This is a genomic window from Cognatishimia activa (assembly GCF_017798205.1).
Lineage (GTDB): Bacteria > Pseudomonadota > Alphaproteobacteria > Rhodobacterales > Rhodobacteraceae > Cognatishimia > Cognatishimia activa_A.
The window spans coordinates 1,841,734-1,855,559 of record NZ_CP060010.1; the positions used below are offsets into that span (position 1 = coordinate 1,841,734).

Genomic DNA, 13,826 nt, shown 5'->3' on the forward strand with positions numbered 1-13,826 from the left:
ATGCCCGGTGACGATCTTTCCGACGCCGGGCCTTTGCCTCAAACCATTCTTCACGCCAGCTGCGTTGCCGCCCATGGCAAGGCCGTTTTGATCCTCGGCGCCTCCAGCGCTGGAAAATCCGCGCTGGCCTTGGACCTCATGAGCCGCGGCGCAGAGCTGGTTTCAGATGACCGTACGCAGCTAACATTACGAGCGGATCACCTTGAGGCGGACGCAGTGAAGACCATCGCCGGCTTCATAGAAGCGCGGGGCGTTGGTATCCTAAGGGCAACGCCCAAAGGGCCCATGCCCCTTGCTTTGGCCATTGATTTAGACAAAGAAGAAACGACGAGACTGCCAAAACACTACACATTTACGCGATTTGGGGTCACAGTACCCTTGTTGTACCGAGTTCCGTATCCACATTTTGCACCTGCAATCCTGCAGTTTCTCAAGGCTGGGCGAGGTCATCTATGACCCTGAACTTCACCAAAACTCCGCATCGCGTTGTGCTTGTCACAGGGCCGTCGGGCGCTGGTCGATCTTCTGCGATCAAGGTGCTTGAGGACCTCGGCTTTGAAACCATAGACAATTTGCCGATCCGCTGGGTGACGCCATTGCTGGCTGGGCAAAAACTTACGCGCCCGCTGGCCCTATGTCTTGATACCCGAAATCGTGATTTCTCGACTCAAGCGCTTTTGGATTTGCTCGACCAACTCGAGGAACATGACCCGGAGCTCCTTTACCTAGACTGTGCGCGGTTCGTATTGCAGCGCCGCTACAGTGAAACCCGACGCCGCCACCCCTTGGCCCCACAAGAAGAAGCCATCGTTGGGATCGACCGGGAATGTGATCTTTTGTCTCCGATCCGGGGCCGCGCGGATACACTGATCGACACATCTGAACTGTCAGTTCATGGGTTGCGCGAACGTCTTGAGGCGCGCTTTGCAGCGCATGGCAAGATGCCTCTAGCAGTGACGTTGACCAGTTTCAGCTACAAGCGCGGCTTGCCTCAGGGCGCAGATCTTGTGCATGACTGTCGGTTCCTCAAGAACCCATATTGGGACGAAACCCTGAGGGCACTGAACGGACGCGACTCAGCCGTCGGCGAATATATTTCACAGGATTCTCATTTTGATGAATTCTTTGAGAAACTCACTGACACCACGCTTTTCCTCCTGCCTGCTTATCAAAAAGAGGGAAAAGCCCACCTTTGCATCGCCATCGGGTGTACCGGCGGGCAACACCGTTCGGTTTTTGTGACGGAAAAACTGGCGCAGGCCCTTGCAGAGCATAACTGGCAAGTGTCAATTAGGCATCGCGAACTGGATCGGACGCACTCACCCGACTCCAAGTCCGCAACCGGCCTGTAGCGGAGAAGCAAAAGCGTGATTGGAATAGTCATCGTGGCGCATGGAGGATTGGCGAGAGAGTATCTCGCAGCAATCGAACATGTGGTTGGTCAACAGGCCGGCATCCGCGCGATTACGATTCAGGCCGAGGATGATCGTTCAGCCAAACAGATCGAGATCTGCGATGCGGCGGAGTCCGTGGACGAAGGGCAGGGTGTTGTTCTGGTGACCGACATGTTCGGAGGGTCTCCGAGCAACCTTAGCCTGCAGGCCTGTCGCCCCGTGAACCGACGCATTCTTTACGGTGCGAATCTGCCTATGTTGATCAAACTGGCCAAATCCCGCCGGTTGCCTCTGGCGGATGCAGTGGACCGTGCTTTGGCGGCAGGGCGCAAGTATATTGACAGCAAGAATATGTCAGCTGGCTAAAATAAGCGGCGACTATAAGGGACAGAATGGCGGACGCAACTTCTCGGACACTGACGATTGTCAACGAAAAGGGCTTGCACGCACGCGCGTCGGCGAAGCTGGTCGAGCTGGTCGAAGGCTTTGATGCCGCGGCCGAAGTCAGTAAAGATGGCTTGAGTGCTGGGGGCGACAGTATTATGGGGCTTCTGATGCTGGCGGCCTCTAAGGGGACCACCATCGACGTGGAAACTAATGGGCCTGAGGCACTCGCCTTGGCAGATGCGATCGAAGCCTTGGTCGCGGACAAATTCGGAGAAGGGTTCTAGCGGCCAATAGGCCGCTGGATCTGTGTGGGGACGGACGCTTGCTGGATAAGACCTCTGAGATCAAAGTCGCATCGGACGACAATACCATCGAGGTCTATGACCGTCGCACGCTGACCTATGCGAACTCTTTTGATGATCCGTGGACGTCCACAGCGATCCGCGTGATTGAGTGGTTCACGGGCAAAATCACCATCCTGCGCATGGTGCGCCGCTTTGAACGTCAGAACGGCAATCATCGCGGGCAAAGGTTCTGGAAGGGTGCTCTTGATGTGATGGGCATCGACCTGACCACGCCTAATGAGCAACTGGCGAATATCCCCAAAGAAGGCCCCGTTGTCGTGGTTGCGAACCACCCGCATGGCATGGTCGATGGGATGATCTTGGCGGAACTGATCGGCCGTGTGCGTGAAGACTACCGCATCCTGACTCGCTCGGTTTTGACAGGCTTGGATGAAACCGCGACCTCTTTCATGATCCCGGTGCCGTTTCCTCACGATCCGGAAGCGCAACGCAAGATGGTTGAGATGCGCGCGGCGGCTATGGCTTACCTCAAAGACGGCGGCGTCGTGGCCCTTTTCCCATCTGGCGTTGTGTCGTCGTCCGACACAGCTTTTGGCCCTGTCATTGAACGAGAGTGGAATGTCTTTACCGCGCAGCTCATTCGCCGCTCTGGCGCGCGGGTTGTGCCGATCTTCTTCCCGGGTGCAAATTCGCGCTGGTATCAGGTCGCCAATCGGGTCTCTGCGATTCTGCGACAGGGCCTGTTGCTGCATGAGATCGTGAAAGCCTGCAACAAGCCTCAAAGCCCGGTCATCGGTCCCGTTCTAACAGACGAGGAAATGGAGCCGCTCCACAGCAACCCGCGCGGTTTCATGAGCTGGCTGCGCGACCATACGCTTGGCCTCGGCAAATAAGCCGTTTCATCTTGCTTTAAGTACTCTTGGGTGAGACCCGTCATACAAAAGCTCGAGGAGCTTTTGAGGGTCGAACGGGCGGCGCCCAGGCCTTAGGGCAAGGGGGCAAAGCCCCTCTTAACGTGTCGGAACCGGAACCTCGCCACGGTAGTCATAAAACCCGCGCTTGGATTTACGACCCAACCACCCAGCCTCGACGTATTTCGTCAACAGAGGGCACGGGCGGTATTTAGTGTCGGCCAATCCGTCGTGAAGCACATTCATGATGGCGAGACAGGTGTCCAGGCCAATGAAATCCGCCAGTTCCAGCGGTCCCATCGGGTGGTTCGCACCCAGCTTCATCGCCGCATCAATGGAGGCCACGTTGCCCACGCCTTCATAAAGCGTATAACAGGCCTCGTTGATCATCGGGATCAGAATGCGGTTCACGATAAAGGCCGGGAAATCTTCGGCGGAGGCTGCGGTTTTATCCAGAGCGTTTACGATCCCCAGACAGGTCTGATAGGTCGCATCATCGGTCGCAATGCCTCGGATCAATTCGACGAGCTTCATCAAAGGCACCGGGTTCATGAAATGGAAACCCATGAATTTCTCAGGCCGGTCTGTGCGGCTTGCAAGGCGGGTGATGGAAATCGAAGAGGTGTTGGACGTCAGAATAGTCTCGGGCTTTAGATGCGGCACCAAGCCTTCAAAGATCTTGTACTTGATTTCTTCGTTCTCGGTGGCGGCTTCGATGACCAGATCGGTCTGCCCGACCTCAACCACGTCTTGCGAGGTTTTGATGCGACCCAAAGCGTTTTGCATATTGTCGGCGGTGATCAAATCACGGCTCACCTGACGTGCCATATTCTTGTCGATCCGCGCTACGGCGGCTTCAAGAGCCTCAGCGGAGATATCATTCAGCACCACATCATAGCCCGCCAAAGCCATCACATGCGCAATCCCGTTGCCCATCTGACCTGCGCCAATGATGCCGACTGATGCCACACTCATGCTGGAATACCCCTTCGCCTGTGAGGCGACTTTACGCATAGGCAAGAGCTGGCTGCAAGGGGCGGAGATGTCAAAAAACCGAGTCGAATTGTCCCCTTAGCAAATTGCTAACAGGAATCACGCAGAGTGACCGATGGGTGAGAAATTGGGGGTAATATGTCGTTTCATCATTCGGTTCAAAGATCGCTAAACTATGATCCCGTGCGCTACGGGACGTCTCGCATTTCGTTTCGGGGGCCTAAGAAGGACCTATCAGGGCGCTATGTGGCCTTTCTGGGGGGCTCGGAAACCTATGGGAAGTTCATTCAAGATCCCTTTCCCGATCTTGTCGAACGTGCCTTGGGGATGACCTGTGTCAATCTTGGCTATATGAACGCGGGCGTGGATGCCTTTATCCACGAGGCCGAAGTGCTGTCCCTTGCAGCAGGTGCCGAAATCACAGTCATTCAGCTGATGGGCGCGCAGAATATGTCCAACCGGCTTTATCGCGTGCATCCGCGTCGCAATGATCGGTTTCTAACCGCCTCTTCGATGATGAAGTCCGTGTTCCGCGAGGTGGACTTCACCGAGTATAACTTCACGCGCCATATGCTGCAGGACATCGCGGCACAGGCCAGCGACCGGTTTTCCTTTGTCACCGGAGAGCTGCGCACCGCCTGGAGCGCGCGCATGCTGCAATTGCTGGACGCTTTGCCGAGCAAGAAAGTTCTTCTGTGGTTTTCTGACCATCGCCCTCCCAAAGAGTCTCAGATATTGCCGGGCAAAGACCCGTGGTTTGTGGATAAAGGCATGATCGACCGGTTGCGGGATCATGTGGATGGGATCGTCGAAGTACGCGTCACAAAGAAGGCACTGGAACAGGGCAGCAAGGGCAAACACTTCAGCCCGGTGGAATGGTCGGCGGCCCAGCACATGTTCGGCCCTATGGCCCATGCCGAGGCTGCCAAGGCTTTAGTAGAAACTTTGAAACCCATGATTTCAAAAAAGAACAGGCCCCTCTGAGGGGGCCTGCCAAATCATGGTATCGCGGATCGCTTAGCCGAGTTTCTCGGTCAGCTCTGGAACGGCTGCAAAGAGGTCAGCCACCAGACCGAAGTCAGCCACCTGGAAGATCGGTGCTTCTTCGTCTTTGTTGATCGCAACGATGATCTTGGAGTCTTTCATGCCCGCAAGGTGCTGGATCGCGCCCGAGATGCCGACAGCGACATATAGCTCAGGAGCAACAACCTTGCCGGTCTGACCAACCTGCCAGTCGTTTGGCGCAAAGCCAGAGTCAACTGCGGCACGGGACGCGCCAACAGCAGCACCCAGCTTGTCAGCCAGCGCTTCGATGATGGCGAAGTCTTCTTCCGAGCCAACACCACGGCCACCGGACACAACAACGCCAGCGCTTGTCAGCTCTGGGCGATCGCTTTCGGCAACCTTGTCTTCAACCCACTCAGACAGACCTGGGTTTTCAGCAGCAGCCAGCGCTTCGACGCCAGCAGAGCCACCTTCGCCAGCCGCTTCAAACGACGCGGTACGGACGGTGAAGACTTTGGTCGCGTCAGAGGATTTGACCGTCTGGATCGCGTTGCCCGCATAGATCGGGCGTTCAAACGTGTCGCCGTCGACAACCGCGGTCACATCAGAGATCACCATGACGTCGAGCAGAGCTGCGACGCGTGGCAGGATGTTTTTCGCGGATGCGGTCGCTGGCGCTGCGATGTGGCTGTAGTCACCTGCGATAGAGGTGATCAGAGCCGCGATTGGTTCCGCCAGACCGTTGCCATAAGAGGCATCGTCTGCGCAAAGAACTTTCGCAACACCGTCGATTTTGCCAGCCGCTTCGGCTGCGCCACCGCAGGATGCGCCTGCGCAAAGAACGGTAACATCACCCAGGGACGCCGCTGCTGCGACGGCTTTGGCGGTTGCGTCTACGGCCAGTTCGCCGCCAACAACTTCTGCAAGTACAAGAACAGCCATTATACAGCTCCCGCCTCTTTGAGTTTCTCAACCAGCTCATCCACAGAGCCAACGATGATTCCAGCAGAGCGCGCTTCTGGCTCAGAGGTTTTGACGATTTCCAAACGTGGGGTCACGTCAACGCCGTAGTCCGCTGCGGTTTTCTCATCCAGAGGCTTTTTCTTGGCCTTCATGATGTTTGGCAGAGACGCGTAACGTGGCTCGTTCAGACGCAGGTCAGCGGTGACAATCGCAGGCATTTTCACAGAGATGGTCTGCAGGCCGCCGTCGATTTCACGGGTGACTTTCGCGCTGTCGCCGTCGATGTCCAGCTCGGACGCGAAGGTCGCCTGGGACCAGCCCAGCAGAGCAGACAGCATCTGGCCAGTTGCGTTCATATCGTTGTCGATCGCTTGCTTGCCGGCGATGACCAGACCAGGCTGCTCTTCTTCGACAACTTTCGCGAGGATCTTGGCAACGGCCAGAGGCTCGATGTCTTGGTGTACGTCGTCCGCGGCCACAACCAGGATCGCGCGATCAGCACCCATTGCAAGGGCGGTGCGCAGGGTTTCCTGAGCTTGTTTCACACCGATGGACACGGCCACGACTTCGTCTGCCTTGCCTGCTTCTTTCAGACGGATCGCCTCTTCGACGGCAATCTCGTCGAAAGGGTTCATCGACATCTTAACGTTGGCGAGATCTACACCGCTGCCGTCCGCTTTGACGCGTACTTTCACGTTATAGTCGATCACGCGCTTGACAGGTACGAGGACCTTCATGGGCGATTTACTCCTTAGGTTAACGAGCCAAAAAGACTCGCGGAAAACTCTTTCTCGGCGGTTTTACTCAAATGCTGCACCGCAAAACAGTGCAAAATCGTCATGTTTGTATTCCGGAACGTCGCGTTCTTAGGAATCTCTGCGCCAAAGGGGCAAGAATTTCCTAAAGGAACCTGACCTTTGGTCAGCTCTCGCGTGTGGCGCCAGGCACCCACAAAACATCGTCTTTTCCGTTGTTATTTGCGACGCGGGCGGCCACGAAGAACCAATCAGACAGGCGATTGAGATAGGTCACGGCATGGGTGTTCACGTCGCTTTCAAGAGCAAGTTCGGTCGCCAAACGTTCGGCACGGCGGGCGACAGTGCGGCAGACATGCAAATAGGCCGCCAGCGCAGATCCACCGGGCAGGATGAAGCTGCGCAGGGTTTCCAGATCGGCATTCATCTCGTCGATCTCGGCCTCAAGGCGTTTGACTTGAGCCTCGATCATGCGCAGGGGTGGGTATTCTGCCTCGGCGTCTTTGGCCATGTCCGGGCGGCACAGGTCTGCGCCCAGATCGAAGAGGTCGTTTTGGATTAGGGACAGCCGCTTATCCATGGTGCCATCTGCATGCAGACGCGCGACGCCAACATGCGAGTTCAATTCGTCGCTCGTGCCATATGCCGAGACGCGCGCATCATGTTTGGCAACTCGGTCGCCATTGCCGAGCGCAGTGGTGCCTTTGTCCCCAGTACGGGTGTAGATTTTGCTAAGAACAACCATCAGCGGCCTCCTCCGAACCAGACAAACACAAGGATCAGGATCACGGCCACGAATTGCGCGGCGATACGCAAACGCATCAGTTTGTTGGCATATTTACGGTTGAAATCACCGCCGCGGGCAAAGCCTCCGACGCCGATCATAAGGACGATCAGCACCGCAAAACAGGCGATGGCCGCGATGATAAAAAGAGGGTCTTGCAGCATGTCTGCGCTCCTGTTCGGGCGGGTTTCCCCTTACTTAGAGTGTGGCGCGTAATTTGCGAGGGTTTTCTGTGTCACACCCTGCGGATGATGTTGTCCAATGCGCGCGTTGGCAGAATGCGCCGCAGGAACCCCATGAAATAGGTTGGGGTGGTCACATAGTAGCGTGGCTTCGGATTCTTTGCAGTCACCGCACGCAAAAGTTTCGCGGTGACGGCTGAGGCTGGCAGTTCAAACGCATCTTTGCCGCGATCCTCATAAAGTCGCTTTAGAAGGCCACGCCGATAGTGTTCGGCGCGTGCAGAGCCCTCCCAGTTGATCCATTTCTCAAAATGCGGGATCGAGTTGACGCGGATTTTCGACGTCACGGGGCCAGGTTCAATCAGGATGAAATGGATCGGCGTGTCGCGCATTTCCAGACGCATCACATCGGTTAGGCCCTCTAGGGCAAACTTGGACGATACATAGGCCCCACGCCAGCGCGCGGCGACCAATCCAAGGACCGAGGAGTTGTTCACAATGCGCCCATGGCCTTGCGCGCGCATGACGGGGATGACCTGTCGCGTCAGTTCATGCCAGCCGATGACATTGGCCTGATAGATGGCGCGCAGGGCGCCCGAAGGCAGGTCTTCGACCGCGCCCGGGACTGCATAGGCGCCGTTGTTGAAGAGGGCGTCCAATGTGCCACCGGTCGCGGTGAGGACCTCGGCGAGGCCAGAGGTGATGGTGGCTTCGTCCTCATAGTCGATCAGCGGGCTTTCAAAGCCTTCGGCTTGCAAGGCCGCGCAGTCGTCGGGTTTGCGGCAACTGGCAAAGACCCGCCAACCCGCCTCGCGCATTCCGCGCGCCGCGTCAGCGCCGATTCCAGATGAACAGCCTGTTATCAATATAGATTTCTGCGCCATATGCCCCTCCGCTCGCTTGAGGTTTTATGCAAGCAAGCTGGAGCCTACGCAATGACTAGCTGGTGAACGCAGAAAGGAACCGTCTTTTGACCCACCCAACACGGCCAGAATCCAAAGACCGGAGTTTCACCCACCCGCGCACCGAGCCGTCGAGCAATTTAACACGTGTGTCCACCGCAAGATTGTCTACCACGACAAATTCAGTTCCAGGACCCGTGCGCATGTTCACGTTGTCGGCTCTGATGCGACGAATTTCCGGCGACGGTTCAGCCGTGGAGAGGCTAAACACCAATTTCCGGTCATTGGGAACATCTGTGGCAGACATGGTATAGTTGGTAATACCGCGTCCGGGAACAGTTTCATCTGCGATCGCCATGCGGGTCACGATCAACCCAGTCTCAGATGTCTCGGTCTTGTTTTCGCGCAGACGAATTGCGGCTTGTTCGACACCTATCGTCGAGGACGTTGGACTCGTGTTTTGCGTCGCCGCAATCACTGCGGAGATGCGTGGCTGAAAATCTGGACCGCCACTTACTTCATAAAATGCCCACCCAAGAAAGGCGAAACTTAAAAAAATGAAACGGCTCACGCTCGTTACTCCACGCAGTTCAGCCCCCACCAATTGGCCTTACTGACTGCTCGAGAATACAGCGCATTGTCCCCGGGTTTCCCCGATGCGAGCGACCGTTCTTTTAGACGTTTTCCGCGTGATGCAGAAAAAAGGGCTATGTTGACCACAGCTCGCTTGTCGCGATTCCATCCTCACTATATCACGGTGACATGAGTGAAATCCTAGACGACGACGAATTCGAATCCTACGAAGTTGCAGAACCGCTACACCGGGCCATTGGCGATCGGTATCTGACCTATGCGCTCAGCACGATTATGCACCGGGCTTTGCCGGATGCGCGCGATGGTCTGAAGCCGGTGCATCGCCGTATCCTCTATGCGATGAACCGCTTGAAGCTGGCCTCAAACGGTAAGTTTCTGAAGTCAGCTAAGATTTCAGGCGACACCATGGGGGATTTCCACCCGCATGGAGATGCGGCGATCTATGACGCGATGGCGCGTTTGGCGCAGGATTTCGCGGTGCGTTATCCACTGGTCGATGGGCAGGGCAACTTCGGCAACATTGACGGAGACAACCCGGCGGCCTCGCGCTACACCGAGGCACGGATGACCTTTGTCGCTGAGGCGATGCTGAAGGGTCTCGATGAAAACGCCGTCGATTTCCGTGACAATTACGATGGGCGTCTGACGGAGCCGGTGGTTCTTCCGGCGGAATTCCCGAGCCTCTTGGCCAATGGCGCTGCGGGCATTGCCGTGGGCATGGCGACAAACATCCCGCCTCACAACATTGCGGAACTAGTGGATGCTTGTATCCACCTGATCAAAACACCAGATGCGCGTGACGACACGCTGTTGAACTACGTACCGGGACCAGACTTCCCGACCGGCGGCGAGATTGTCGAGCCTAAGGAAAGCATCGCGAATGCTTACTCCACTGGGCGCGGGTCCTTCCGTCTGCGCTGTAAGTGGGAGGTCGAGGATCTGGGGCGTGGTCAGTGGCAGGTCGTCGTCACCGAGATCCCGTATCAGGTTCAGAAATCCAAGCTGATCGAAAAGATTGCCGAGCTGATTCAGAACAAGAAGGTTCCGATCCTCGCCGATATCCGTGATGAATCCGCCGATGATATCCGCGTGATCCTTGAGCCGAAATCCAAGAACGTAGAGCCCGATATCCTGATGGGCACGATGTTCAAACACAGCGATCTTGAGGTGCGCTTTAGCCTCAATATGAACGTGTTGATTGATGGTGTGACGCCTAAGGTTTGTTCGATGAAGGAAGTGCTGCGCGCCTTCCTTGATCACCGGCGCGAGGTATTGGGGCGGCGCTCTAAACACCGGATGGAGAAGATCGATCACCGTCTTGAGGTGCTCGAAGGTTTCATCATCGCTTTCCTCAATCTGGATCGTGTGATCGACATCATCCGCTTTGACGACAAACCCAAAGAGGCCTTGATGGCCGAAACCTGGGGTGGCGCTTTTGCGCGGGCGACGTCAGAGGCGGATTACATCTCGCCTTTGCCTGCCAAAGACGAGGGTGAGCTGAGCGAGGTTCAGGCAGAAGCGATCCTGAATATGCGCCTGCGCAGCTTGCGTCGGTTGGAAGAGATCGAACTGGTCAAGGAACGCGATGCCTTGATGGAAGAGCGCGCGGGGCTTGAGGATCTGTTGGCCTCTGAGGACCTGCAATGGGGCCGCATCACGGAACAGCTGCGCGAGACCAAGAAGAAATTCGGCAAGGATTTCGAAGGTGGCGCGCGTCGTACGGCCTTTGCCGAGGCCGGCGATTTCGAAGAAGTGCCGATCGAAGCCATGATCGACAAAGAGCCGATCACGGTGGTTTGCAGCCAAATGGGCTGGATCCGGGCGATGTCAGGCCATATCGACCTGACCCGAGAGTTGAAGTTCAAGGATGGCGACGGGCCAAAATTCATCTTCCACGCGGAAACCACGGACCGGCTCTTGGTCTTTGGCACGAACGGGCGCTTCTATACCGTGTCTGCGGCGAACCTGCCCGGTGGCCGCGGGATGGGAGAACCTCTGCGTCTGATGGTCGATCTGCCGAACGAGGCGGATATCATTGATATCTTTGCGCATCAGCCGGATCGCAAGCTGTTGGTGGCCTCCACGGCGGGCGATGGGTTTGTGGTGGAAGAAAACGAGATCCTCGCGCAAACACGGACTGGTAAGCAGGTCCTGAACGTGCGGGCTCCGTCGCAGGCCTTGGTGTGTAAGCCGGTCGACGGGGACTCTGTCGCCTGTGTCGGTGAAAACCGCAAAGTCCTGGTGTTTGATCTGGATGAGCTGCCCGTCATGGCGCGCGGCAAGGGTGTCCGGTTGCAGAAATACAAGGACGGCGGCTTGTCGGATGCAGCGACCTTCACGCGGTCTGAGGGCCTGAGTTGGAAAGATCCGGCGGGTCGTACACGCACCGAAGTCGAACTGGCGGAGTGGACGGGTAAACGCGCGGGGACAGGCCGTATGGCACCGCGCGGATTCCCACGGGATAACAAGTTCAATTGAGGGACGTTGCGGAAGAGGCGGGCTGAAGCCCGCCCTACGGGTTTTTGTTTCTAGGGTAGGGCGGGCTTCAGCCCGCCTCCACCGCCTCAACTTCCTCGACATTTAGCCACACCCCTCCCTCAGGGCGTAGGGTCAGGATCATGACGGGTTCTGGATCTTTGCCTTCAATCGGCGTGAACTTGAATCGCGCCAAGAGGGTTGCCAATATGATCACTGCTTCTTGCAAAGCGAAGCTTGCCCCAATGCAAATGCGAGGTCCGTCGCCAAAAGGCAAATAGGCGTAACGATCTGGTTTCTCTCCCATAAATCGATCAGGGCGAAAGGCGTCTGGGTTATCCCAAAGCATCTCATGGCGGTGCAGCGCGTAGATCGGGATCATGACTGTATCGCCTGGCAAAATCTCCCGTCCGCACAGTGTGTCCTTGGCCTGCGCCGTTCGGCTAACGATGCCCGCGGGTGGATAAAGCCGCAGGGTCTCATCGATGATAGCGCGGATGAAAGGAAGCTTGGAAACGTTATCTCCGGTGGCAGAGCCATTCAGCACGGACTGCGCCTCAGCACGGGCCCGGTCTTGGACATCCTGATCAAAGGCACAAAGGTAAAGTGCCCAGCTGAGTGCCAGCGCCGTGGTTTCGTGGCCCGCCACGATGAAGGTCAACAAATTGTCGCGCAGCTCTGCGATATTCATTGAGCGTTTGGTCTCGGGGTCTTCGCCTGAGAGCAGCAGATCCAAAAGGTCAGGGATGTCTCCTTGGCCTTGTTCGCGTCGCGCCTCGATAGAGTCATCGGCGATTTGTTTCATCTCGCGCAGGGCCGCGCCTGACATCAAACGGCCGGGACGAGGCACCCAATTGGGAAAGCCGAGAATGTCAAAAAGCGAGACCTTTCCAGCCTCGGCAATATAAGCGTCAATCGCGTGATGCACGTTTTGGGAATCGATATCGCTTTTGCCGGAGAACGTGACGTCGGACGTCACATCAAAGGTCGCGCGCACCATTTCAGTATAGAGGTTCACCGCTTTGGGTTTCTGCGCCTCGATCCGCGCGCAGGCGTTTTCTGCGGCTCGGGTCATGATGGGCGCAAGGTTCATAACATTGCGATGCGAAAAAACCGGAGCGGCAGCTCGCCGTTGCCACCGCCAATGCGCGCCTTCGGCGATGAACAGGCTTTCCCCGATGGCAGGGCGAAGCAGAGATTTCGTCGTGTTGGACTTGGGGTAATCATCAAGCCGTTCCAGCAACATGCGCCGGATCGCATCGGGATCCATCACCATATGCCAGCGAATGCCTGTGCGCCCAGAGACCATGGGCTGCTTCACGGCGAGCCACGGCAAAATGCTAAGCACATTGCGCCGCGCCGCTTGCAAAGAAGCCCAAACGCCCATTGGCTCGCGGCCCAAGTCGATGTGAACAGGCAGTTTTTCCGGCGAGGCTTTGGCTGGCACCACGGGTCTCCACTTGGTTTGGCTAGAAACAATCTATGTCGAAAATTGGGTTTTGACAGCGGAACCTTGCTTAATCAGCCCTGTAGATTGTCGAAATGCGGGCGATCGGCTAAGTCAGTTAACCAAACAACGGGGAAAAACCATGAAACGCTGGATCGCCCTTGCGGCTTTGGTAGGTTTGGTCGCTGCATGTTCGCAGCCCGAGGAAACGGCTGAACGTTTGGATCTTGGCGACTTTGTGCTCGGTCACAATGTCGTTGTCGCGCCCGATTTGCAGAAGGGGCCGACGTCCCGAAACGCCGAACCCGAAGAATTGATTGCCGCGGTGCAAGGGGCCGTTGCCTCCCGGCTCGGGAAATATGATGGGGACCGCTTGGTGCATCTCGGCATCAACATTGGCGGCTATGCCTTGGGGCGGCGCGGTATTCCTCTGATTTACACACCGAAATCTGCCTTCGTTGTCACTGTTACCGTCTGGGATGATCGTGCGGGCGAGAAATTCACCAAAGAACCCAAGCAATTGCTGATCTTTGAGAATTTCGGCGACGGGGCCGTGATTGGCACCGGTTACACCCGCTCTCGCGACCAACAAATCGCGACGCTGGCCAACAATACTGCCCGCAAAATCGAGGCTTATTTGGCGGAGAATGCGATCTGTATGACCGACGACGCGACCGAAGAGCAACTTGCAGAGTGCTGGCCCTTGGATGAGGCGAACTGAGTCGCTCT

Annotated in this window: 16 protein-coding genes; 8 read left to right on the forward strand and 8 right to left on the reverse strand. The window is 56.7% G+C overall.

Annotation, left to right across the window (positions count from 1 at the left end; all coding sequences use genetic code 11):
* The 5 genes from HZ995_RS08985 to HZ995_RS09005 are packed head-to-tail and all read left to right on the forward strand — an operon-like array spanning nucleotide 1 to nucleotide 2,979.
* Nucleotides 1-456: an HPr kinase/phosphorylase gene (locus HZ995_RS08985; RefSeq protein ID WP_209355338.1), complete on the forward strand. Its 456-nt coding sequence runs from the start codon at nucleotides 1-3 to the stop codon at nucleotides 454-456.
* Nucleotides 453-1,352, forward strand: a complete 900-nt coding sequence (gene rapZ, locus HZ995_RS08990) for an RNase adapter RapZ (RefSeq protein WP_209355339.1) — start codon at nucleotides 453-455, stop codon at nucleotides 1,350-1,352. The genes HZ995_RS08985 and rapZ overlap by 4 nt, the downstream gene beginning before the upstream one ends.
* Before the next feature lie 15 nt (nucleotides 1,353-1,367).
* Nucleotides 1,368-1,760: a PTS sugar transporter subunit IIA gene (locus HZ995_RS08995; protein ID WP_209355340.1), complete on the forward strand. Its 393-nt coding sequence runs from the start codon at nucleotides 1,368-1,370 to the stop codon at nucleotides 1,758-1,760.
* 26 nt (nucleotides 1,761-1,786) lie between these two features.
* A complete protein-coding gene (locus tag HZ995_RS09000; protein WP_209355341.1) occupies nucleotides 1,787-2,065 on the forward strand; it encodes an HPr family phosphocarrier protein in 279 nt (92 codons plus the stop codon).
* Nucleotides 2,066-2,103: 38 nt separating this feature from the next.
* A complete protein-coding gene (locus HZ995_RS09005) occupies nucleotides 2,104-2,979 on the forward strand; it encodes a lysophospholipid acyltransferase family protein (RefSeq protein ID WP_209355342.1) in 876 nt (291 codons plus the stop codon).
* A gap of 117 nt (nucleotides 2,980-3,096) precedes the next feature.
* On the opposite strand, the gene HZ995_RS09010 is transcribed toward HZ995_RS09005, so the two are convergent.
* Nucleotides 3,097-3,972, reverse strand: a complete 876-nt coding sequence (locus HZ995_RS09010; protein WP_209355343.1) for a 3-hydroxybutyryl-CoA dehydrogenase — start codon at nucleotides 3,970-3,972, stop codon at nucleotides 3,097-3,099.
* 156 nt (nucleotides 3,973-4,128) lie between these two features.
* Between HZ995_RS09010 and HZ995_RS09015 the strand changes: the two genes are divergently transcribed.
* A complete protein-coding gene (locus HZ995_RS09015) occupies nucleotides 4,129-4,974 on the forward strand; it encodes a DUF6473 family protein (RefSeq protein ID WP_209355344.1) in 846 nt (281 codons plus the stop codon).
* 33 nt (nucleotides 4,975-5,007) lie between these two features.
* On the opposite strand, the gene HZ995_RS09020 is transcribed toward HZ995_RS09015, so the two are convergent.
* From HZ995_RS09020 to HZ995_RS09045, 6 genes are all read right to left on the reverse strand, one after another.
* Complete coding sequence (locus HZ995_RS09020; RefSeq protein ID WP_209355345.1) at nucleotides 5,008-5,937, reverse strand: electron transfer flavoprotein subunit alpha/FixB family protein; 930 nt, start codon at nucleotides 5,935-5,937, stop codon at nucleotides 5,008-5,010.
* On the reverse strand, nucleotides 5,937-6,695 hold the full coding sequence (locus HZ995_RS09025; protein WP_209355346.1) for an electron transfer flavoprotein subunit beta/FixA family protein: 759 nt from the start codon (nucleotides 6,693-6,695) through the stop codon (nucleotides 5,937-5,939). The genes HZ995_RS09020 and HZ995_RS09025 overlap by 1 nt, the downstream gene beginning before the upstream one ends.
* Before the next feature lie 184 nt (nucleotides 6,696-6,879).
* A complete protein-coding gene (locus HZ995_RS09030; protein ID WP_209355347.1) occupies nucleotides 6,880-7,458 on the reverse strand; it encodes a cob(I)yrinic acid a,c-diamide adenosyltransferase in 579 nt (192 codons plus the stop codon).
* Nucleotides 7,458-7,661 carry a twin transmembrane helix small protein gene (locus HZ995_RS09035; RefSeq protein ID WP_209355348.1) on the reverse strand — a complete coding sequence of 68 codons (204 nt, stop codon included), beginning with the start codon at nucleotides 7,659-7,661 and terminating at the stop codon, nucleotides 7,458-7,460. Before HZ995_RS09035 ends, HZ995_RS09030 begins: the two co-directional genes overlap by 1 nt.
* Nucleotides 7,662-7,732: 71 nt before the next feature.
* On the reverse strand, nucleotides 7,733-8,563 hold the full coding sequence (locus tag HZ995_RS09040; protein ID WP_209355349.1) for an SDR family NAD(P)-dependent oxidoreductase: 831 nt from the start codon (nucleotides 8,561-8,563) through the stop codon (nucleotides 7,733-7,735).
* A 55-nt stretch (nucleotides 8,564-8,618) separates the two neighbouring features.
* Complete coding sequence (locus tag HZ995_RS09045; RefSeq protein ID WP_209355350.1) at nucleotides 8,619-9,152, reverse strand: SH3 domain-containing protein; 534 nt, start codon at nucleotides 9,150-9,152, stop codon at nucleotides 8,619-8,621.
* Between the two features lie 191 nt (nucleotides 9,153-9,343).
* Here HZ995_RS09045 and HZ995_RS09050 point away from each other — a divergent pair, with 191 nt between their 5' ends.
* Entirely contained in the window at nucleotides 9,344-11,653 is a 2,310-nt protein-coding gene (locus HZ995_RS09050; protein ID WP_209355351.1) for a DNA topoisomerase IV subunit A, read from the forward strand.
* Nucleotides 11,654-11,720: 67 nt separating this feature from the next.
* Here the strand turns inward: HZ995_RS09050 and HZ995_RS09055 are convergent, their stop codons facing one another.
* A complete protein-coding gene (locus tag HZ995_RS09055; protein WP_209358223.1) occupies nucleotides 11,721-13,037 on the reverse strand; it encodes a cytochrome P450 in 1,317 nt (438 codons plus the stop codon).
* 202 nt (nucleotides 13,038-13,239) lie between these two features.
* Here HZ995_RS09055 and HZ995_RS09060 point away from each other — a divergent pair, with 202 nt between their 5' ends.
* Entirely contained in the window at nucleotides 13,240-13,818 is a 579-nt protein-coding gene (locus HZ995_RS09060; protein ID WP_209355352.1) for a hypothetical protein, read from the forward strand.
* The last annotated feature ends 8 nt before the right edge of the window (nucleotides 13,819-13,826 follow it).

Excerpts from the sequence above, each read along its gene's own strand:
- HZ995_RS09020 (WP_209355345.1), bottom strand. The coding sequence starts at position 5,937 with ATGGCTGTTCTTGTACTTGCAGAAGTTGTTGGCGGCGAACTGGCCGTA.
- HZ995_RS09015 (WP_209355344.1), top strand. The coding sequence starts at position 4,129 with ATGTCGTTTCATCATTCGGTTCAAAGATCGCTAAACTATGATCCCGTG.
- rapZ (WP_209355339.1), top strand. The coding sequence starts at position 453 with ATGACCCTGAACTTCACCAAAACTCCGCATCGCGTTGTGCTTGTCACA.
- HZ995_RS08985 (WP_209355338.1), top strand. The coding sequence starts at position 1 with ATGCCCGGTGACGATCTTTCCGACGCCGGGCCTTTGCCTCAAACCATT.
- HZ995_RS09060 (WP_209355352.1), top strand. The coding sequence starts at position 13,240 with ATGAAACGCTGGATCGCCCTTGCGGCTTTGGTAGGTTTGGTCGCTGCA.
- HZ995_RS09030 (WP_209355347.1), bottom strand. The coding sequence starts at position 7,458 with ATGGTTGTTCTTAGCAAAATCTACACCCGTACTGGGGACAAAGGCACC.
- HZ995_RS09040 (WP_209355349.1), bottom strand. The coding sequence starts at position 8,563 with ATGGCGCAGAAATCTATATTGATAACAGGCTGTTCATCTGGAATCGGC.
- HZ995_RS09010 (WP_209355343.1), bottom strand. The coding sequence starts at position 3,972 with ATGAGTGTGGCATCAGTCGGCATCATTGGCGCAGGTCAGATGGGCAAC.
- HZ995_RS09035 (WP_209355348.1), bottom strand. The coding sequence starts at position 7,661 with ATGCTGCAAGACCCTCTTTTTATCATCGCGGCCATCGCCTGTTTTGCG.
- HZ995_RS09050 (WP_209355351.1), top strand. The coding sequence starts at position 9,344 with ATGAGTGAAATCCTAGACGACGACGAATTCGAATCCTACGAAGTTGCA.
- HZ995_RS09000 (WP_209355341.1), top strand. The coding sequence starts at position 1,787 with ATGGCGGACGCAACTTCTCGGACACTGACGATTGTCAACGAAAAGGGC.
- HZ995_RS09055 (WP_209358223.1), bottom strand. The coding sequence starts at position 13,037 with ATGGGCGTTTGGGCTTCTTTGCAAGCGGCGCGGCGCAATGTGCTTAGC.
- HZ995_RS09025 (WP_209355346.1), bottom strand. The coding sequence starts at position 6,695 with ATGAAGGTCCTCGTACCTGTCAAGCGCGTGATCGACTATAACGTGAAA.